Raw genomic sequence first — 20480 nt, forward strand, 5'->3', positions numbered from 1 at the left:
AATGAATCGTATAATTTTTTGTACATTTTTAAAAGAAAAATCTGAAGGTCAAGATTTTCAATGTTATCCAGGAAAAATAGGAGAAAAAATATATAATGAAATTTCTAAAAAAGCATGGAAAAAATGGATAGTACAACAAACTATTTTAATCAACGAAAACAAACTTAACATGTCAAATGTTAAAGATCGTAAAAAATTAGAAAAACATATGAAATTATTTTTATTTAAAAAATAAAAAATGATAAAAAATCTTTTAAAAGATATAAAAATATTTATTTCAATACCATATTTTTCACTTGACAAAAAAATTTAATACAGTGCTTATATTTGATTCTGGCGTCGGCGGCTTATCTATATTAGAAGATATAAAAAAAACATTGCCAAATATAAAGTATATTTATATCCTAGATAATGAAGCTTTTCCTTATGGAAATAAAACAAAATGTTTTATTATTCAAAGAAGTATAAAAATAATTAAGACAATAAAAAAAAACTATCCTATTAGTATCACTATAATAGCTTGCAATACAGCTAGTACTGTAGCATTATCTATTTTGAGAAAAACATTTAATTTTCCTATTATTGGTATCTTTCCAGACATAAAACATGCTGAAAAAATAAGCCAAAATAAAATTATTGGTTTAATTGCTACTCAAGCTACCATTAATTCAAGTTATATAAAGAAAAGAACAAATAAAAAAAATCCTAACAAAAACATTCAAATAATAAGTACAAATAAATTAGCTGTAATAGCAGAAAAAAAAATAAGAGGTTTAATAATTTCAAAAATAGAATTAAAAAAAATTTTTCAAAAATGGATCGATCTTACAATACAGCCCGATACAATCATATTAGGCTGTACTCACTTTTTGCTATTAAAAAAAGAAATAAAAGAAATTTTATATAAATCTATTTATTTCGTGGACTCTAAAGATAAGATTATACAAAATGTTAAAAAACATTTTAATCGATTTAATATAGATCAAAAAATAAAAGATAATATTTTTTTATATTCAAAAAATAATATAGAACTAAAAAAATTGTTATTTTTTTTAAAAAAATATAATTTTAAAGAAATAAATTATCTTAAATTAATTTCTTCATGAACTAAATATTGATATTTTTGAAAAACATAATCTAATAAATTATTCAACAACAAAACTTTTTCTAAATCAGAAGAATATTCTTTTAATAAATCGCTAATTTTATTTTTATATTTTTGTAAAGCATCAGGTTCTAAAATTTGCAAGCAATGTTTTAACCATGTTTTTTTTTCATTACGATTCAATGTATGAAAAAAATTACGAGCACGATAACGAAAAAAAAGAGTCTTCAAACGAAAATCTTGAAAATCAAAATAAATTTTTTCTAAAAAAATTGGTTCAGAATCTCTAATTTTTTTAATATTTTTTTTATCATGTAGATTGAAAAAAGAATTATATAGTTGCAAGTCTACATCTAAAAAATTTTTATCATAATTTTCTTGAGAAAAAATAATCTGAATATTTTTAATAAATTGTCTATTGTTTTTAACAAATTCAATTCTATTATTATGTAATTGCCTATCAAATTTTAATCGTTTCTGATCTTTTTCACGAATTGCTTGTATAGGAGCTAAAATAGGACAACGATTTAAATATAATAATACTATTCCTAAATCAAATAAATTTTTTATATTATTCTGAGAATATGAGATATTTTTTAAAAATAATATTAACTTTTCTATGTCTTTAAATAAATCAAGAGCAATTAATATATTTCTATTATTTTTATGCCATGTTATAGGAAGAATACAACTCATATTTTTACGAATACTACCAAAGCAACCAGAAACATAAATTATTGATTTAAATGTATTTACATCAATTAATTTATATAATTGATTTTTTTTTCTATTTTTTAAAAAAAAATCAAATAATTTTGGTTGTGTTTTTTTAATCAATTTTGCTATTTCAATAGTCGCATATACATCTGACATCGCATCATGTGCATTTAAATGTCTCAGATTATTAGCGGAAGTTAAATCAGAGAGTTTAAAACTAGTTAATCCTAGTTCATTTTTAGGCCATCTGATGCCATTAGGTCTTAAAGCATAACACGCTCGTATTAGGTTTAATAAATCCCAACGAGAATTGCCATTTTTCCAACTCCATTCATAGGGATCAAAAAAATTTCGATAAAATATATTTCTCGTAATTTCATCGTCGAAACTAATATTATTATAACCCACGATACAAGTATTAGATACTGTTAAAATATCATGTATCTTTTTAGAAAAATTATATTCATTAGTTCCATATTTTTGTGTATATTGAGGAGTAATATGAGTAATTAAAATAGAATGCGGATCAGGTAAATAATCATCAGATGGATAACAATAAAAACATTTTGGTTGCTCAATTATATTTAAATTAATATCTGTTCTAATACATGCAAATTGAGCAGGTTTATCAGATGCAGGATTTAAACCAAAAGTTTCATAATCATAAAATAAAAAAGTAGGTTTATTTTTTTTTGAAAGTATCATTTTTTTGAATTTAATAATTGAATAAAATTTTAAACTACTTAAACATTATTTCTATTCAAATAAAACATAAAATAAAGAAAAAAGGATTTAAACATGTCTGATACAAAAAAATCATTTAAAAATGTCTTAGAATTCGTACATAAATTTAGAAGAAAAAATAAAATTAAAAGAGAAATTTGTGATATTGAAAAAAAAATTAGAGATAATCAAAAAAGAATATTACTTCTTGATAATCTTAGTCAATATATTACACCAGATATGAATTATGAAGAAATTAAAAAAATAATTTTTATGATGAAAAGTGATTATGAAGACAGAGTAGATGATTATATTGTTAAAAATGCAGAACTATCAAAAGAAAAAAGGAGTTTATCTAAAGATTTAAAATTAATTATAGATTAATATTATTTTAAAAAATTTTATCTCCTCTGACTGGATTCGAACCAGTGACATACGGATTAACAGTCCGCCGTTCTACCAACTGAACTACAGAGGAATATAGATACATATATACCAAAAATTTATATATCTGTCAAATATATATATCGAAATATAAAATTTTATTTTAAAAAATATAAAATTTTTAAAAGAACTATAGATTATTAGAAAAAATTGATTTATAGTAATAAATATAATAAAAAATACGGCCCTTTAGCTCAGTGGTAAGAGCAGGCGACTCATAATCGCTTGGTCGCTGGTTCAAATCCAGCAGGGGCCATTAAAATAAAACTTAATTTCTACACATTATCTAATAAAAATAAATATCATGCTAATTTTAAATATCAATTAAAATATTAATATTTACTATAACATTCTAAATTTTTTATGATGAACTAGGATTTAATTTTTATGAACTGGAAAAAAGAATTTATTGATTTTTCTTTCAAAAAAAAAGCGTTAAAATTTGGTAGTTTTATATTAAAATCAGGACGAACCAGTCCCTATTTTTTTAATTCAGGTTTATTATCTAGTGGTAAAGACATTATTAAAATCGGTGTACTTTACGCACATTCTATCATAGATTCTAAAATAGAATTCGATATATTATTTGGAGCAGCATATAAAGGTATTCCAATTGTTGTCGCAACTTCTATCGCTCTAAAAAATTTCTATAATTTAAATATTCCGTATGTTTTTAATAGAAAAGAGAAAAAAAAATATGGAGAAAAAGGAGATTTAATTGGTCAAAAAATTCAAAATAAAAAAATTATTATTTTAGATGATGTGGTCACATCGGGCACTGCAATACATTATTCTATTAATATTTTAGAGGAAAAAAAAGCTCATATCTCCTCTATATTTGTTCTTTTAGACCGAAAAGAAAAAGGAAAAAGAAATTTACATACTATTCATCACTTGAAAAATAAAAACAGTTATAAAATCAACTCAATAATTACTATTGAAGATCTTATATCTTATTTGTTAGAAGAAAATAAATTAAAAAAACATGTACCAGAATTAATAAAATATCGTGAAAAATATGGGATCTATTAATATCAAAAATTCTATCTTAAGAAACACCGGAATGACCAAAACCTTTTTCAGCACGTTTAGTTAAATCAAATTCTTCTACTACAGAAAAACATGGTTTGATAATTGGAATAAAAACTATTTGTGCCACTCTATCACTTGGATTAACATAAAAATCTTTTTGACTACGATTCCAAAGAGATACCATTAATTGACCTTGATAATCAGAATCGATTAAACCAACTAAATTACCTAGTACAATTCCTTTTTTATGACCGAGTCCAGATCGAGGTAAAATAATTGCTGTAATATAAGGATTCTCAATGTATATAGCAATTCCAGTTGGAATTAAAATAGTTTCATTCGCTTTTAATTTTATTTTTTTTTCTAAACAGGCTCTAAGATCCAGACCGGATGATCCTGAAGTTGAATACGTAGGCAATGAAAAATTTTTTTTTCCATGTAAATTTAAAATTTTTACTTTAATATTATTCATCATAAAATTATATTTTTCTTAATCAACAAAAATGTAATAAAAAAAAGTTAAAATACAGACACACAAAACCCGGGATTGAGAAAAGAAGAACGAGAAGATAATGAATAATTGAGTTCTACACCTTGCCAGGTTTGAACTTTTCCACCAGCTGCAACAACAATAGCATGACCAGCTGCAGTATCCCAAATATTAGTGTTTCCAAATCTTGGATAAATTTGTCCTATTCCTTCGGCAATTAAACAAAATTTTAATGAAGAACCTAAACTTTTTAACTGATAATCTTTAATATTTGCTAAATAATCTTTCAATTCTTTATCAGGATGTGAACGACTAGTTATGATAACCAGATATTTCGAATGAGATACCGTAATTTTTTCTTTTATACCTATTTTTTTTTCTTTCCAAGCTTTTTGCTTGTAAGAAGAATACAAAACATCAAAAAAAGGAGCATATATTACCCCTAATACAGGTATATCGTCTTCAATTAAGCTAATATTGACTGTAAACTCACCATTTTTTTTTAAAAATTCTTTAGTTCCATCTAATGGATCAATCAGCCAATAACGTTTCCAATGACGACAAAAATCAAGATTATATATTTCTTCTTCAGAAATAATAGGAATATTCGGATTAATTGAAAACAGTCCTTTTTTGATTATATTGTGAGCTTCATGATCAACATTAGTTATCGGTGTATTATCTAATTTATAAGCAACATTTATAGATTCTTTTGAATTATAAAATTTCATAATAACACTGCCCGCATGACGAGCTAATTTACAAACTTTGTTTAACATGAATATGCCATATTTTTTATAGTAATTAGAAATACATTATTAAAAATTAATTTTTTGAGATAATATTTACTATAAAACTAACTTGTATCTCATTATGTGGTTGAAAAATAACTTGATGTTCTCCAACTTTACGTAACAAACCATTAGGCAACCGAATTTCTTTTTTATTTATTTTTACACCTAACGATATCATTTCTTTAAGAATGTTTCTAATACCAACTGAACCAAATATTTTACCTTCTTTTCCTACTTTAGAAAAAATTGTGATAGATTTTATGTTTTTTATTTTTTCAGCACGTGTTTGTGCTATAAGTAATTTGCTAGTGTTTTCTTTTTCTAATTCGATACGTTGAGCTTCAAAAGATTCAACATTTTTTTTATTCGCTAGAATTGCTTTACCTTTCGGAATTAAAAAATTTCTTGCATAACCAGACTTAACGTTAATAATTGAACCAGAACTGCCTAATTTACGAATTTGACAAAGAAGTATAACTTCCATTATTTGTTATTCTCTCTCTGGATTTTAATAAAAAATAAAATTATATTAATGATGTTGATCAGTATACGGTAATAGAGCAAGATAACGAGCTCTTTTAATTGCTCTTGATAATTGCCTTTGATACTTTGCTCGAGTACCAGTAATACGACTAGGAACAATTTTACCACTTTCTGTAATATAATTTTTTAAAATAGCTATATCTTTATAATCTATTTCTTGTATATTTTCAGCAGTAAAACGACAAAATTTTCGACGACGGAAATAACGTGCCATTTTTTTCCCTTTAAAAAACAGTAACAATAAAAGAAATTTTTATGATTAAAAATAAAATTGAGATGTTTAAAAAAATAATATAGAAATATAATTTATAATAAAGTCTATTTTTTTTCTTTCTTATCATCTTTTAATTTCATGATGGGAGATAATTCAGTTATTGCATTTTTCATACATATAATAATATTTCTAAGAATAAAATTATTAAAACGAAATTCTGTTTCTAAAATATTAATAGTCTGAGGAAGCACTTCTATATTCATCAGAATATAATGAGCTTTATGTAATTTATTAATAGAATAAGATAGTTGGCGCCTACCCCAATCTTCTAATCTATGTACGATACCAGAATTTTGATGAATAATTTTTTTATATTTTTCAATAAGGGAAGGTACTTGATCACTTTGATCAGGATGAATCATAAATATTATTTCATAATGACGCATAAAAAATGCGCTCCTTTTGGTTTTAGCTTCCTTACAAGATGATTTATACTTATTTTCTAAGGAAGCAAGGAATTTTTTTAAATTATTAAAAATGATATATTTATATAATATTTTACTTTTTTAAAAAAATCAATACAATTTAATTTTTTAGCAATAAAATACTTTTTAACTCTATATCAAAGATAATTCTATTTTTCTTTCATTTAAATTAACAGAATAAACTTTTACTTTTAAAATATCACCAAGACAATAAGTATTTTTATTAGATTTTCCGATTAATTTAAGACCTAAAGCATCAAAATAATAATAATCATCTTCTAAAGAAGCGATACGAACTAATCCCTCAATAAAAAATTGATTTAAACGAACAAAAAATCCGAACGAAGTGACATTAGAAATCACACCAGTAAATATGTCACCTATTTTTTTATACATAAAATCACATTTCAACCAATCAATTACGTCTCGATTCGCTTCATCTGCACGTCTTTCAGTCATGGAACAGTGTTGTCCTATTTTTTTCATTTCAAATATATTATATAAACAAGAATCACAATCTTTATAAGAAAGTGATTTCTTTTCTGATAATAAACATTTTATTACTCTATGTAGTACTAAATCAGGATAGCGTCTAATAGGTGATGTAAAATGAACATAACTATATAAAGATAAACCAAAATGACCACAATTATTTGGTGAATAAACAGCTTGTTGCATAGAACGTAATAATATTGTTTGAATCATTTCATATTCAGGACGATTAGAAATATTTTTTAATAAATTTGAATAATGTATAGATTCTGGTATTTCTCCTCCTAATAACGACAGACCTAATTCTTTTAAAAACGAACGAAAAGTAACAATATTATTTTTTTTGGGAGGATTGTGATTGCGAAATAAAACAGGATGATTATATTTTTGAACAAAAGAAGCAGAAGCTATATTTGCTAAAATCATACATGATTCAATAAATTTATGCGCATCATTTCTAATATCTTGATAAATATTTTTAATTCTTAAATTAGAATCTAAAACAAATTTAGCTACTATATTTTCAAAATAGATACCTTTTTTAGAAATGTTATCTCTATTAAAAACTTTCTGTAAATATGATAAATTTTCAATATCTTTCAAGAATTTTTTGTATTTAGAACGCAAAAAAATATCGCCATTCCAAATTTTAAAAATTTCATTATATGTAAACCTTCCATGAGAACATATTACTGCTTCATAATGTTTATAGCTAATTAATTCTCCTGTATTAGATAAATTCATTTCGCATATCAAACATAGACGTTCTTTAAAAGGATTTAAAGAACATAAATCTGTAGAAATTTTTTCTGGTAACATAGGAACAACTAATGAAGGAAAATATACAGATGTACCTCTTTCTAAAGCAGCTTTATCTAATGCAGTATTGGGTTTAACATAGTAACTAACATCTGCAATTGCTACTAATAAATTCCAACCTTCTTCTGAATTGTTTTTTTTTTTACAAAAAACAGCGTCATCAAAATCACGAGCATCTTCATCATCAATAGTAAAAAAAGGAATATGTCTCATATCTATACGATTTTTAAAATCACATAAATTAATTTTATGACTAATTTGAGATAATTGCTTTTGAGCATCTTCGGACCAAAAAGATGGAATAGAATGTTTTCGCAATGCTATATCTATAGCTAAATTAGTACCCATTTCTTTTCCAAGAACTTCTACTATTAATCCTTCTGCTTTATTGTTTCTTGTAGGATGTTTTTTTAACTTTACAACTACAATCGATCCTATCGAAATATTTTCTCTATGTGAAAATATAAGAATCTTGAAATTAAAACGAGTATCATCTGGCACTACAAATTTTATTTTATTTTTTGAAAAATATCTACCTACAATTAAAGAATCATTCGCCTTAAGTATTTTTAAAAATTTTGCTGAATTACGTCCTTTTCTATCAGAATTTACAATATAAGCTAAAATAACATCACCGTGAATACAAAATTTCATTTGTTCTGATGAAAGCCATAGGTCATCTTGTGATGTTTCTATTCGAAGAAAACCGTAACCATCTTTATGTCCTATAACTTTTCCTTGTACTACTTTGATATTATCAGGATTAATATAGCAACGATTTTTAGTATATATAATTTGACCATCTCGTTCCATTGCTCTTAATCTTCGACGTAATGCTTTTTTTTCTTCTTGATGAATAATACCAAATTTTCTTTCTATTTTTTTTTGACTAATTAAATCTTGACATTTTTTAAGCCAAGATGAGATGTATTCTCGGCTTGGAATAGAATTTTTATATTTTTTAGCTTCTCGTTTTTGGTAGGGATCTACTACCATATTTACTTCTCCATTTATATCATTTCATAGTTATATTATATTTCAATTAAATAAATTTAATTATATGAATTGATGAAAATAATATCAAAACGATCAGGACCTGTAGAAATTAAATCAATAGGAATTTGCGTGATTTCTTCTATGCGACTAATATAATTACGTGCTGCATAAGGTAAATCTTCTAATTTTTTGATACCTAAAGTTTTTTTCTTCCATCCAGGATGAATTTCATATATAGGTGTTATATTTTCCCAATCATCTATACTAGGATATTTGATAATTTCTGATGTATGATTGTTTTTATAAGATATACAAATTTTTATTTCATCTAAACCATCTAAAACATCTAATTTTGTTATACATAATGCAGATAAAGAATTAATTTTTACTGCACGACATAAAGATACTGTATCTAACCAACCAGTACGTCTTTTTCTACCAGTTGTTGAACCAAATTCATTTCCTTTATGAGAAAGATGTTTATCTATATTATTGAATAGCTCACTAGGAAACGGACCATAACCAACTCGTGTAGAATATGCTTTAGTAACGCCAAGGATATAATCTAAATTTTTAGGACCAACCCCTGTACCTGTTATTACACCTCCAATAGTACTATTAGAAGAAGTCACATATGGATATGTTCCATGGTCAATATCTAAAAAACTACCTTGTGCTCCTTCAAAAACAATTTTTTTCTTATCTGCAATAGCTTGATGTAAAATAGCAGTAGTATCTTGAATCATATCATATAGAAAATCTATTGTCGGTAATAAATCTCTTAAAATTATTTTATAATCAATAGATTTTTGATGATAGAAAGACACTAATTGATGATTATAGTAATCTACTATTTTTTCTAAACGTATTGCTAATTTTTTTTCATCTTTTAAATCACTCAAACGCAATGCTCGACGCGCTACTTTATCTTCATACGCTGGTCCAATACCTCTTCCAGTTGTACCTAATGCATTAATACCCAATTTTTTTTCACGTGCTACATCCATATCAATATGATATTGCAAGATTAAAGGAGAAGCATGAGAAAGAATTAAACGATTATTAATAGAAATACTACGTTTTTCTAACATTTTAATTTCTTTCATTAACTCTAATGGAGACACAACTACACCATTAGCAATGATCCCTATAACATTATCATGCAATATTCCAGATGGAATCAAATGAAGAATAATTTTTTCTCCGTTAACAACTAAGGTATGACCAGCGTTATGTCCTCCTTGATATCTTACAACATATGCACTATCCTGAGTCAAGGAATCTACTATTTTTCCTTTTCCCTCATCTCCCCATTGAGTTCCTAAAATCACAATATTTTTCTTCATTTTTTATGCCTATTTTCTCAATCTTAATTTGAGTTTTACTATCAAAAATGTATTATTTTTCAATAGCGATCATTTTATTAATATATTTAAAAAATTCACTATCGGAACTGAGCAACATAAGATTCTCATTTTTTTTAAAACTATTCTCATAAGCACGTAAACTTCGAATAAAATAATAAAAATAAGGTTCTTTACTAAAATTTTCTGCAAATATTTTTGTAACTTTAGCTTCTCCTTTTCCTTTAATAATTAAAGCTTCTTTTTTGGCTTCTGATAATATTATAGATACCTTATAATCTGCTGTTGCACGTAATTTTTCAGCTTTTTCTTGTCCTTGAGAACGTTGACTTCTAGCTACTGCTTCTCTTTCCGCTCTCATACGATTATATATAGCATCAGAAACTTCAACAGGTAAATTAATTTGTTTAATACGAACGTCTACAACTTGAATCCCTAATGCATTCATACTATTTACATTAATTAAAGATGTATTTTCTAAATTAATAGTTCCTCGATTTAAAGAATTAAGAACATCTGTGGTTAATCTTCCTCTTGAATCAGTAACAATTTCTTTGACATTAAGACAACCTATTTCAGAACGTAATCTATCACTAAATTTTCTTTTTAATAATACTTCAGCTTGAAAAATATCACCTCCACCTGTCGCAAGATAATAACGACTAAAATCATTTATCCGCCATTTTATATAAGAGTCAACAATTAAGTCTTTTTTCTCTTTTGTTACAAAACGATCTGCTTGGTTATCCATAGTATGAATACGTGCATCTAACATTTTCACTGTTTCTAAAAATGGAAATTTAAAATGTAATCCAGGAGTATATACTAAAGTTTTTTGTTCATTGTTTCTTAAAACACGACCAAATTGAAGAACAATTCCACGTTCTCCTTCTTTCACAATAAAAAAAGAAGAAGAAAATAAAAAAAATAAAATACTTGATAGACAAATTAATACTTTTCTCATATTCATTTTCTCTCTGAATTTTTAAGATCACTTCGTATAGAATTAATACGGCGTTGTTCTAAAACACTTTTAGGAGATAATGAAGGAAAATAATCAATAGATTTATCTTTCTTGACAGAATAAGGATTATTTTCATTAAAAGTAATATTCTTTATAGTTTTCTTATTAATTGATTTCATATTAGAAAAAAATTTATCTAAAGTTACAAAAAAAATTGCACTATTTTTTTTGTCTATAAATATTTTTTTATTTTTACTTAACAGTCGCTCCATAGATTCTATATATAAACGTTTTAAAGTTATCTTTTTAGCTTTTCTATATTCAGGCAAAATTTTAGAAAAACGATCAACTTCTCCTTGAGCTTCTAAAATAATACGCGATGAATATGCTCGTGCTTCCTCTAATATCCTTTGGGCTTGACCATAAGCTTTAGGTTCTACTTCATTGGAATAAGCTTCAGCTTCACGCACATATTGTTCACGATTTTCACGAGCGGCAATTGCATCGTCAAAAGCTGCTTTAACTTCTTCTGGAGGTCTAGCTGTTTGAAAATTAACATCTAATATTGTTATTCCCATTTTATATGGTTTAATTGTTTCTTCAATTACTTTTTGAGTATCACTACGAACTAAAGTTCGACCTTCTGTTAATACTCGATCCATAGTTGAATGACCAATTACACCCCTTAAGGCGCTATCTGTTGCTTGTCGTAGACTATCATCTGGATAACAAACAGAAAATAGATAATCAGCAGGATTAGTTATTTTATATTGTACGTTCATTTCTACATGTACCACATTTTCATCTGAAGTTAACATAACCCCGGAAGTTGCTAATTCACGTACAGTTTCAACATTTACAGCTTTTACCTCATTAATAAAAATTGGTCGCCAATTTAATCCTGGTTGAACTAAATAACTAAATTTACCAAAACTAGTTACAACACCGCGTTCAGCTTCTTTAATAGTATAGAACCCACTCATGGACCAAATAAAAAAACTTATACACGATATGATTATCAAAGGATGAATTGACTTTTTTGGTGGAACTGAAGAATGAGTAGTGTTAATAAAAATATTTTTTATATAACAAAAAAAATATTTTATATCTAATCGATTTATTTTTTTTTGATTCTTATTGTCTGGACGGTTTTTATTATCACTGTTCTTATCCCCCCATGGATCAAGTTCAGGTTTATTATCGTTTGGTTTATTCCAGACCATTTTGTACCTCGTTTATTAGTTTTTACTATAATCACTTTAAAAAAATACTTTCATCATTAAATGTATATATAATAAAATTATATAAAAAGTATAAATACAAATAATATATTTTATATACTACAAAAGTAAAACTCTATTTTTATATATATTACTAAATTTAAATATATTCTTTACTTATTTTTTGAAGTTTATTTAATATCTGATCAATCAAAATATTAATACAAGAATTAGATAATATGATATGAAGATTTTTCCATCTTTTTAACCATGTTAATTGATTTTTAGCTAGTTTCCTTGTTGCGTAAATTATTTTATGTACCATTTCCTGGTAACTAATTTTATATTCAAGATATTCCCACATTTGGCGATATCCTATACAGTGAATAGAAGGCAAATGTCTATGTAAATCTCCTCTAAAAAAAAGTATTTCTACTTCTTCTTGAAAACCTAACATTAACATTTTTTTAATACGAAGTTCAATTCTATTATTTAACCATTCTTTACTTGGCGGCATCATTGAAAATTGTGCAATATTATAAGGGAATTGATAATTTTTATTTTTTTTCAGTTCTGTTAAATTTTTTCCAGAAAGATAAAATACTTCTAAAGCTCTTAATATTCTGTAAAAATCATTTTTATGAATTCGATTGGCAGAGATAGGATCTATTATTTTTAATTTTTTATATAAAAATTCTTTTTTGTGATATTTTTGTAGTAAATATTCACGCACTTTAATATTAGCTGCTGGCAGAAAAGATAATCCATGTAATAATACATTGTAATAAAACATTGTTCCACCAACAAGAAAAGGTATTTTTCCTAGTTCGATAACTTTATTAATTTCTTTTAGAGCATCTTTTTGAAATTCTGCTGCTGAATAATATTCAATTGGATCTTTAATATTTAATAAACGATGCGGATGATTATATAAATCAAAAAAACTCGGTTTAGCAGTTCCTATGTTCATTCCTCGATAAATTAATGCAGAGTCTACACTAATGAGTTCGATTGGCAAATATCTTCTAAGATGAATAGCAAGTTGACTCTTTCCACTTGCTGTTGGACCCATTAAAAAAATAACTAATGGCAGTTTTTTTTTATTATTAAAATTCATATTTTTAACATACATAATGCCGTATTAATATTAACTTTTTGCAATAGTTTTGCTGGAGGATTTTTTAACAATAAAGGATAGTAGTATTCTAATTCTAATAATATTGATATAGCATTAGGATAATTCCAATTTTTTAATTCGATAAAAACATTAATATAAAACCAATTAATGACATCTTCAACTAATATTATTTTTTTAAAAAACAAAAATAAAAAAAATTTTGATATTAATATATCAATATTTTTTTTTTGAAAAAAAGAAGGAATAGAATTTAAAATAATATATTTTTTTTTAAAAATTAACTTAAATCCAAATTTTAATAAAACTTCTTTATTTTTAAGTAAAATCATGTATTCTTGATTTTTAAAATTAATTTTAATATTAGTCAAAAAAGATTCAGGTATTATTTTTTTTTGAATATTGTTTATTAATTTTTTTTTCTTAATAATTCCTTTAGCAACAGGAAATGAAATCAATAAAAAATTATCATTATGATAAATTAACCCGTAGTAATTACGAATAATTATTAATAATCTTCCAAAACAACAAGAATACTCTTTTAAATAGGTATCATATTTACAAATTTTATCTTTTTTTTTTATTGTATTTATATTTTTGGAAAAAATTTTATTTTTAGAAAAATAAGAAGATATTAATACAAAAAAATTAAGATAAAAGGATTCTGAACTATATAATTCTTTTTTTTCATATACTTGAAAATCATTTTTATTAAATAAAGTATTTTTTAAGAAAATTTTATTTTTTAATTTTGCTAAATAAAATAAAATAGATTCATAAATAAATACATAAATTTCATTGGAATTATTAAATTTAATTTTATTTTTAGTAGGGTGAATGTAAGTAATAATTTTATTGCATGGCATCGTTAAATATAAAATAAAAGATATATTTTTATTTGCTTCTATTTTAGAATAAGCGGAACGAATCGCATTTAAAATAAGATTATTACGGATACATCTATTATTAACATAAATATATCTAATATTCTCTAGTCTTTCAGGAAAATGAGGAAGTGATATCCAACCACATAATAATAAATTATTTATTTTTGATTTTATTTTTATCATTTTGTTGATATCGATTTTGCCAAAAATATCTTGCAATCGATGAATTTTATCAGATTTTTTCTTTATTGCATTGTATTTAGCAATTAATTTTTTATTATGTTTAAGTGAAAAATTTATATGAAAATGAGATAAAGCTATTTTTCTAAATATTTCACAAATTTTCAAAAACTCTAATTTTTCATTTTTTATAAATTTTAGACGTACTGGTATATTATAAAATAAATTTTCTACTATAATTGTAGTACCTTTCGGATGCGCTATGGGTTGCAAGATGATATCTTGATTATCCATAAAATTTTCTGAATATATTTTCCAACCAAGATCATTTGATTGATAAGAAGAAATTAAAGTTAATCTTGACACGGCTCTGATGCTAGCTAAAGCTTCTCCTCTAAATCCAAAAGTTCGGAGGTCATCTAAATCTGATAATGAACTAATTTTACTAGTAGCATGATGTGATATTGCAAGTAATAATTCTTCTTTACAGATTCCACAACCATCATCTTGTAAGACAATAGATTGAAGACCATTTTTTTCAATTTCTATGTTAATATTTTTAGAACCAGCATCTATACTATTTTCCATAAGTTCTTTAATTACAGAAACAGGTCGTTCAATAATCTCTCCAGAAGAAATTTGGCTGGATAAATTAGATGGTAATATTTGAATAGGCATTACCTAGTTCTCTAAATTAATTTAATATAATTTGTAAAAAATAATTATTTTTTATGATAAATATTTTTAAAAAATATATTCAAAACATAAATATCGAATTCATATAATAGTTTTTAAAATAGACATATATTCTGAAATAATAGAATATACCTCTGGGCTATTTTCTGATAAATGACAAATTTCAATTAAAGTTTTTTTAATACCTTTTCTTTTTATTAAAGAAGAAATTTTTATGGATTCTAAGTCATTTTGATTTTGGTAGTGAAATGCAGCTGCAACACCTTTTGCTAAATTTATATAAGGCAGTTTGTATTCAATACTACCTAATAAAGGTTTAATTAAACGTTCTTCTTTTCCTAATTTTTGCAACGGATTTCGTGCTATACGTTCGAGAGTATCTGATAAGAATGGATTTTCAAAACGAAAAAAAATCTTATTAATATAGGATAAATGATCTTTTTTATTGAAATTATGACGTTTGATAAGAACAGCTCCACTTTCTTCCATAGCTAAGCGTACAATAGGACGTATTGTTTTATCTACAATAGCATCATGTATTGTTTTATGTTTTTTTATTAAACCTAAATATGCAGCAATCGCATGTCCAGTATTAAGAGTTAGTAACTTTCTTTCTATAAAAGGGTTTAAATTATTGCTTAATTTCATCCCAATTATATTTGGTATACTTCCTTTAAACTGATTTGAATTAACAATCCATTCCTTAAATTCTTCAACCATTAAAAATAAATTATTTTTATCGTGATTTATTACAGGTATGATTGTATCAATACTACAATCTACAAAACCAATATATCTGTCTAAATAGTCATGATACTTTGTACATATTTTTTCAAGTACAGCTTTTTTTAAAGCAGAACTTGCCTGAACTTTATTTTCACAAGCAATAATATTAAGTGGCTTAATAGATTCTTTTTTAATTTTTAATATAATTCCATCTGCAAGAATTGAAGCTAATTTATTTAAAGCAAGAGGTCCAACTGCAGTAGTAATTAAACTAACTGAAGCAATTATTTCTTTAGTTTTGATATCATTAAAATTTATTGCACTAACTTTTGTAACGTTAACAACATAGTTTTTATTTTTTCCGATTATTCTAACAGAATATTCTTTATTATTATTTATAGTATCTACTATATTTTGATTAATATCAGAAAAAATTACATTAAAACCGGATTCTGATAATGTTTTTCCAATAAAACCACGTCCAATATTTCCTGCTCCAAAATGGAGTGCTTTCATAATCAATTCCACTAAAAATTTTACATGAAAATTCAATAAAAAAACTATTTTTTTTCAATATTTAAAAGTGATAAGACTTCTTTTATGTCAGTTGTTTGAGAAAGTCTTCTAATCGTATCTTTATCATCTAATGCATTAGTAATATTACTTACGACCATAATATGTTCATTGTTCTTAGCTGCAATACCAATGACAAGATATGCAATATCATCTAGTTCTTCTCCAAAATGAACACCTTTTGGAAATTGACAAAAAATTATACCTGTTTTTAAAACAGAATTTTTTCCTTCAATAGTTCCATGGGGTAAGGCTATTGATTCCCCTAACCAAGTAGATGCTATTTTTTCTCTTTCTATCATTGAATTAATATAATCAAACTTAACATAGCCTTGTTTTACTAAATGTTTACCGACAATATTAATTGCTTCTTCTTTATTAGTTGCATATTGATTTAATAAAATATTTTTCTCAGTTAACTGAAATAAATTATTTTTTATATTTTTATGATTTATATTTAAAGAAGTAGTAACATGATTATCTAAAAGAACTATATTTTCTCTTAATTTTTTTATTAAATTATCATAAAAACTATTATTAAGAAAGTTTTTTAAAGATATATGATGAGCATGAGGAGCATATTTTTTAGCTCGATGAGTTAAGTTTTGATGTGTAATTATTAAATCTGCATTCTTAGGTAATAAATTAATTGCCATATTTAACACAGAAATGTTAGTTAAATTAGCATTTTTTATTTTTTTACGCAAAATACTAGCACCCATTGCACTTGATCCCATACCAGCATCACAGGCAACTATAATAGTTTTTATATTTTTAAAAAAAGTAGATGTGACATCATGATAGTCATTTTTTAATGTTTCAGAATTCAAAAAATTTTTATTTTTTTTAACAATTTTTTGATTATTTTTACTAGCTATATAGAAATTAAATTTTAATAATAAAGAAGCACTAATAAAAGAAATTATAAAAGAAGAAAAAATAGCAATCATATTAGAAAAATACAAACCTTTCGGGGTCATCGTTAAAATAGATAGAATAGAACCTGGTGATACTGCAGAAATAACACCTCCATCTAATACAACAAGCATAAAAATACCTGTCATACCACCTAAAATTAGAGCAATTATTAATTTTGGTTTCATTAAAACATAAGGAAAATAAATTTCATGAACACCTCCTAAAAATTCAATTATTGCTGCTCCTCCTGATGATTTACGTAATTCTCCTTTTCCGAAAAAAAACCATGCTATTAACACACCTAATCCTGGACCGGGATTCGATTCAATTAAAAAAAATATAGAGCGATGGTTGTCTGATGCATCTTGAATACCTAGTGGAGAAAAAATTCCATGATTGATTGCATTATTTAAAAAAAATATTTTAGCTGGTTCTATAACAATAGAAATAAAAGGTAATAAATTCTGAGATACGATAACTTTTATTAAACTTTCTAAAACATGAGAAATCCATTCTATAAATGGGCCAATAGTAAAAAAAGAAATTATTGCTAATAATATTCCAAATATAGCAATAGAAAAGTTATTTACTAACATTTCAAAACCATTTTTTACTTTATTTTCTATTTTTTTATCAAAATACTTTATGATCCAACCACCTAATGGTCCTGAAATCATGGCACCTAATAACATTGGTATATTAGTACTTGTAATAACTCCTATAGTAGTTATACTTCCAACTAATCCTCCTCTATCACCAGAAATTAAGCGACCACCAGTATATCCAATTAAAATAGGTAAAAGATAAAAAATAACAGGTGATATCAATTGTTCTAAAATTTTATTAGGTTGCCATCCTAATGGTATAAATAAAGCTGTCATAATCCCCCATGTAATAAAAATACTTATATTTGGCATGATCATATTACTTAGAAATTGACCAAAATTTTGTATTTTTAATTTAATTAATGTGAACATAATTAGCACCTATATACGAAAAAATTAGAATGATAAAATAATTTTTTAACAAAACATTAATTTCATCTTTGATGAGATATCAATATGCAACTAAAATATATTGTTTTTTCAAATTTTTTAATAAATGTTTCAGTTTAAATATATAATAAATTTAGAATATTAAAATTTTTATATTACAAAAGATTTATAAAAATTAATAAGACCTTGAGTAGAAGAATCATAATTTTTTTCTTGAGTATTATTATTTAAATAATCATAAATACTTTTTGATAACTCTTTTCCTATTTCCACACCCCATTGATCAAAACTAAAAATATTTAATATATAACCTTGTACAAAGATTTTATGTTCATATAAAGCAATTAACGCTCCTAAATTATAAGGAGTTATTTTGCGAATTAAAATGGAATTAGTAGGCTGATTTCCTTGACATATTTGAAAAGGTAAAATTTTATTAATATTTTTTCTATTTTGTCCTGATGATATTAACTCATTTAATAGTGTCACTTGAGATTTACCAAAAGCCAATGCTTGTGTTTGAGCTAAAAAATTAGATACTAGTTTTAAATGATGGTCACCTATGTCATTATGTGAAAAAATCGGAGCAATAAAGTCACACGGAATTAATTTAGTTCCTTGATGTATCAATTGATAAAATGCATGTTGACCGTTTGTACCCGGTTCACCCCAAATAATAGGACCAGTTTGATAAAATATTTTTTTTCCATTTCTATTAATTGATTTACCATTAGATTCCATATTAGATTGTTGAAAATATGCAGAAAAACGATGCATATATTGATCATATGGCAATATAGTTTCCGTTTCAGAACCAAAAAAATTAGTATACCAAATACTAATCAAAGCTAATAATATCGGTATATTTTTATTATATTCAGTATCATAAAAATGATTATCCATAGAATGAGCACCATCTAAAAAATTCTCAAAATTATTAAATCCGATTGATAATATAATAGATAAACCTGCTGACGACCATAAAGAAAAACGACCACCAACCCAATCCCAAAATTGAAAGATATTATTAATATTTATACCAAAATTTAAAGCATTTTTAATATTAGTAGATAAAGCAAAAAAATGTTTATCTAAAGTATTTATATCTTTAGAAAAATGCAAAAACCATTTTTTGGCACTACAAGCGTTAGTTATTGTTTCGTCTGTTGTAAATGTTTTAGAAGCTATTAAAAAAATTGTTTTTTCAGGATTAATTTTTTTTAAAACTTCACTAAGATGAGTACCATCTATGTTAGAAACGTAGTGCATATTTAAATGGTTTTTATATGGTCGTAATGATTCAGTAACCATATATGGACCTAAATCAGATCCACCAATACCAATATTTACAACATCAGAAATAACTTTTCCTGTATAACCTTTCCATTCTCCATTAATAATCGAATCAGAAAAATTCTTCATTTTTTCTAGTATATTATTAACATCTATCATAACATTAGAATTATTTACTATAACAGGATCATTACTTCTATTTCGCAAGGCTGTATGTAATACAGAACGGTCTTCTGTTTTATTGATTTTAGCTCCAGAAAACATTAATTTTATAGCAGATTTTACATCTACTTCTTTAGCTAAGTTTAATAAATATATTAATGTATCATCATTAATGCGATTTTTTGAAAAATCAATTAACATTTCTTCTTGAAAAATAATTGAAAATTTTTCAAAACGATTTATATCTGATGAAAAAAAATCTCTTAAATGAATATTTTTTATTTTTTCAAAATGATTTTTTAAATCTTTATAAGATTTAGTTTTATCAAAATTAATATTTTTCATTAAAAATTTATCTCGTTTGAATATACAATAAATGTTGTATTATATGACAAATAAAAAATTTTATATTTAAAAATATAAGATCGTTTAAGTCATTTTTATACTTTTTTAAAAAAGACGATTTATTTATTCCTTTAATATAAATATTTTCACTTTTTAAAAATATTTACC

The 20480-nt window shown here is 24.8% G+C and carries 19 protein-coding genes and 2 tRNA genes; 5 read left to right on the plus strand and 16 right to left on the minus strand.

Features of this window, described 5'->3' with window-relative positions:
* Position 1 precedes the first annotated feature (1 nt).
* Entirely contained in the window at positions 2-235 is a 234-nt protein-coding gene (locus tag BUMPG002_RS02820) for an oxidative damage protection protein (RefSeq protein ID WP_025369172.1), read from the plus strand.
* 82 nt (positions 236-317) lie between these two features.
* Positions 318-1106, plus strand: coding sequence for a glutamate racemase (gene murI, locus BUMPG002_RS02825; RefSeq protein ID WP_025369173.1), 789 nt, complete (start codon positions 318-320; stop codon positions 1104-1106).
* Here murI and sbcB read toward each other — a convergent pair.
* A complete protein-coding gene (sbcB, locus tag BUMPG002_RS02830) occupies positions 1082-2527 on the minus strand; it encodes an exodeoxyribonuclease I (protein ID WP_025384599.1) in 1446 nt (481 codons plus the stop codon). The genes murI and sbcB overlap by 25 nt on opposite strands.
* 93 nt (positions 2528-2620) lie before the next feature.
* Here sbcB and BUMPG002_RS02835 point away from each other — a divergent pair, with 93 nt between their 5' ends.
* Positions 2621-2929 (plus strand): DUF496 family protein, encoded by a 309-nt coding sequence (locus BUMPG002_RS02835; protein ID WP_025369175.1) that lies wholly within the window; start codon positions 2621-2623, stop codon positions 2927-2929.
* A 21-nt stretch (positions 2930-2950) separates the two neighbouring features.
* On the opposite strand, the gene BUMPG002_RS02840 is transcribed toward BUMPG002_RS02835, so the two are convergent.
* Positions 2951-3023: transfer RNA gene (locus tag BUMPG002_RS02840), tRNA-Asn, on the minus strand.
* A 149-nt stretch (positions 3024-3172) separates the two neighbouring features.
* On the opposite strand from BUMPG002_RS02840, the gene BUMPG002_RS02845 reads away from it, so the two are divergent.
* Positions 3173-3245: transfer RNA gene (locus tag BUMPG002_RS02845), tRNA-Ile, on the plus strand.
* A gap of 131 nt (positions 3246-3376) precedes the next feature.
* Entirely contained in the window at positions 3377-4021 is a 645-nt protein-coding gene (pyrE, locus tag BUMPG002_RS02850) for an orotate phosphoribosyltransferase (RefSeq protein WP_025369176.1), read from the plus strand.
* Positions 4022-4037: 16 nt separating this feature from the next.
* Here the strand turns inward: pyrE and dut are convergent, their stop codons facing one another.
* The 14 genes from dut to pgi all read right to left on the minus strand — a co-directional run bounded on the left by dut (position 4038) and on the right by pgi (position 20312).
* Entirely contained in the window at positions 4038-4496 is a 459-nt protein-coding gene (dut, locus tag BUMPG002_RS02855) for a dUTP diphosphatase (RefSeq protein ID WP_044010859.1), read from the minus strand.
* A 44-nt stretch (positions 4497-4540) separates the two neighbouring features.
* Complete coding sequence (cysQ, locus tag BUMPG002_RS02860; RefSeq protein ID WP_025384601.1) at positions 4541-5290, minus strand: 3'(2'),5'-bisphosphate nucleotidase CysQ; 750 nt, start codon at positions 5288-5290, stop codon at positions 4541-4543.
* 46 nt (positions 5291-5336) lie between these two features.
* Complete coding sequence (rplI, locus tag BUMPG002_RS02865; RefSeq protein ID WP_025369179.1) at positions 5337-5789, minus strand: 50S ribosomal protein L9; 453 nt, start codon at positions 5787-5789, stop codon at positions 5337-5339.
* Between the two features lie 45 nt (positions 5790-5834).
* Positions 5835-6062: a 30S ribosomal protein S18 gene (gene rpsR / locus BUMPG002_RS02870; protein ID WP_025369180.1), complete on the minus strand. Its 228-nt coding sequence runs from the start codon at positions 6060-6062 to the stop codon at positions 5835-5837.
* A gap of 104 nt (positions 6063-6166) precedes the next feature.
* Entirely contained in the window at positions 6167-6508 is a 342-nt protein-coding gene (gene rpsF / locus BUMPG002_RS02875; RefSeq protein WP_025369181.1) for a 30S ribosomal protein S6, read from the minus strand.
* A 171-nt stretch (positions 6509-6679) separates the two neighbouring features.
* Entirely contained in the window at positions 6680-8854 is a 2175-nt protein-coding gene (rnr, locus tag BUMPG002_RS02880) for a ribonuclease R (RefSeq protein WP_044006147.1), read from the minus strand.
* A 56-nt stretch (positions 8855-8910) separates the two neighbouring features.
* Positions 8911-10200, minus strand: a complete 1290-nt coding sequence (locus BUMPG002_RS02885; RefSeq protein WP_025369182.1) for an adenylosuccinate synthase — start codon at positions 10198-10200, stop codon at positions 8911-8913.
* A gap of 52 nt (positions 10201-10252) precedes the next feature.
* The gene (gene hflC, locus BUMPG002_RS02890) at positions 10253-11182 is read right to left on the minus strand and encodes a protease modulator HflC (RefSeq protein ID WP_025369183.1); all 930 of its coding nucleotides are present in this window, start codon (positions 11180-11182) and stop codon (positions 10253-10255) included.
* A gap of 2 nt (positions 11183-11184) precedes the next feature.
* The gene (gene hflK / locus BUMPG002_RS02895; RefSeq protein ID WP_025369184.1) at positions 11185-12405 is read right to left on the minus strand and encodes an FtsH protease activity modulator HflK; all 1221 of its coding nucleotides are present in this window, start codon (positions 12403-12405) and stop codon (positions 11185-11187) included.
* 157 nt (positions 12406-12562) lie between these two features.
* The gene (miaA, locus tag BUMPG002_RS02900) at positions 12563-13474 is read right to left on the minus strand and encodes a tRNA (adenosine(37)-N6)-dimethylallyltransferase MiaA (RefSeq protein ID WP_025369185.1); all 912 of its coding nucleotides are present in this window, start codon (positions 13472-13474) and stop codon (positions 12563-12565) included.
* Between the two features lie 41 nt (positions 13475-13515).
* Positions 13516-15282 carry a DNA mismatch repair endonuclease MutL gene (gene mutL, locus BUMPG002_RS02905; RefSeq protein ID WP_025404232.1) on the minus strand — a complete coding sequence of 589 codons (1767 nt, stop codon included), beginning with the start codon at positions 15280-15282 and terminating at the stop codon, positions 13516-13518.
* 99 nt (positions 15283-15381) lie between these two features.
* The gene (locus tag BUMPG002_RS02910; protein WP_025369187.1) at positions 15382-16542 is read right to left on the minus strand and encodes a mannitol-1-phosphate 5-dehydrogenase; all 1161 of its coding nucleotides are present in this window, start codon (positions 16540-16542) and stop codon (positions 15382-15384) included.
* Between the two features lie 44 nt (positions 16543-16586).
* Entirely contained in the window at positions 16587-18494 is a 1908-nt protein-coding gene (locus BUMPG002_RS02915) for a PTS mannitol transporter subunit IICBA (RefSeq protein WP_025384602.1), read from the minus strand.
* A gap of 168 nt (positions 18495-18662) precedes the next feature.
* Positions 18663-20312 (minus strand): glucose-6-phosphate isomerase, encoded by a 1650-nt coding sequence (gene pgi / locus BUMPG002_RS02920; protein ID WP_025369189.1) that lies wholly within the window; start codon positions 20310-20312, stop codon positions 18663-18665.
* Positions 20313-20480: the final 168 nt, after the last annotated feature.

This window comes from Buchnera aphidicola str. G002 (Myzus persicae), assembly GCF_000521565.1.
GTDB classification, from domain to species: Bacteria; Pseudomonadota; Gammaproteobacteria; order Enterobacterales; family Enterobacteriaceae; genus Buchnera; species Buchnera aphidicola_C.

Excerpts from the sequence above, each read along its gene's own strand:
- mutL (WP_025404232.1), bottom strand. The coding sequence starts at position 15,282 with ATGCCTATTCAAATATTACCATCTAATTTATCCAGCCAAATTTCTTCT.
- BUMPG002_RS02910 (WP_025369187.1), bottom strand. The coding sequence starts at position 16,542 with ATGAAAGCACTCCATTTTGGAGCAGGAAATATTGGACGTGGTTTTATT.
- hflK (WP_025369184.1), bottom strand. The coding sequence starts at position 12,405 with ATGGTCTGGAATAAACCAAACGATAATAAACCTGAACTTGATCCATGG.
- miaA (WP_025369185.1), bottom strand. The coding sequence starts at position 13,474 with ATGGGTCCAACAGCAAGTGGAAAGAGTCAACTTGCTATTCATCTTAGA.
- rplI (WP_025369179.1), bottom strand. The coding sequence starts at position 5,789 with ATGGAAGTTATACTTCTTTGTCAAATTCGTAAATTAGGCAGTTCTGGT.
- sbcB (WP_025384599.1), bottom strand. The coding sequence starts at position 2,527 with ATGATACTTTCAAAAAAAAATAAACCTACTTTTTTATTTTATGATTAT.
- BUMPG002_RS02835 (WP_025369175.1), top strand. The coding sequence starts at position 2,621 with ATGTCTGATACAAAAAAATCATTTAAAAATGTCTTAGAATTCGTACAT.
- rnr (WP_044006147.1), bottom strand. The coding sequence starts at position 8,854 with ATGGTAGTAGATCCCTACCAAAAACGAGAAGCTAAAAAATATAAAAAT.
- BUMPG002_RS02915 (WP_025384602.1), bottom strand. The coding sequence starts at position 18,494 with ATGTTCACATTAATTAAATTAAAAATACAAAATTTTGGTCAATTTCTA.
- rpsF (WP_025369181.1), bottom strand. The coding sequence starts at position 6,508 with ATGCGTCATTATGAAATAATATTTATGATTCATCCTGATCAAAGTGAT.
- rpsR (WP_025369180.1), bottom strand. The coding sequence starts at position 6,062 with ATGGCACGTTATTTCCGTCGTCGAAAATTTTGTCGTTTTACTGCTGAA.
- BUMPG002_RS02820 (WP_025369172.1), top strand. The coding sequence starts at position 2 with ATGAATCGTATAATTTTTTGTACATTTTTAAAAGAAAAATCTGAAGGT.
- cysQ (WP_025384601.1), bottom strand. The coding sequence starts at position 5,290 with ATGTTAAACAAAGTTTGTAAATTAGCTCGTCATGCGGGCAGTGTTATT.
- BUMPG002_RS02885 (WP_025369182.1), bottom strand. The coding sequence starts at position 10,200 with ATGAAGAAAAATATTGTGATTTTAGGAACTCAATGGGGAGATGAGGGA.
- pyrE (WP_025369176.1), top strand. The coding sequence starts at position 3,377 with ATGAACTGGAAAAAAGAATTTATTGATTTTTCTTTCAAAAAAAAAGCG.
- hflC (WP_025369183.1), bottom strand. The coding sequence starts at position 11,182 with ATGAGAAAAGTATTAATTTGTCTATCAAGTATTTTATTTTTTTTATTT.
- pgi (WP_025369189.1), bottom strand. The coding sequence starts at position 20,312 with ATGAAAAATATTAATTTTGATAAAACTAAATCTTATAAAGATTTAAAA.
- dut (WP_044010859.1), bottom strand. The coding sequence starts at position 4,496 with ATGATGAATAATATTAAAGTAAAAATTTTAAATTTACATGGAAAAAAA.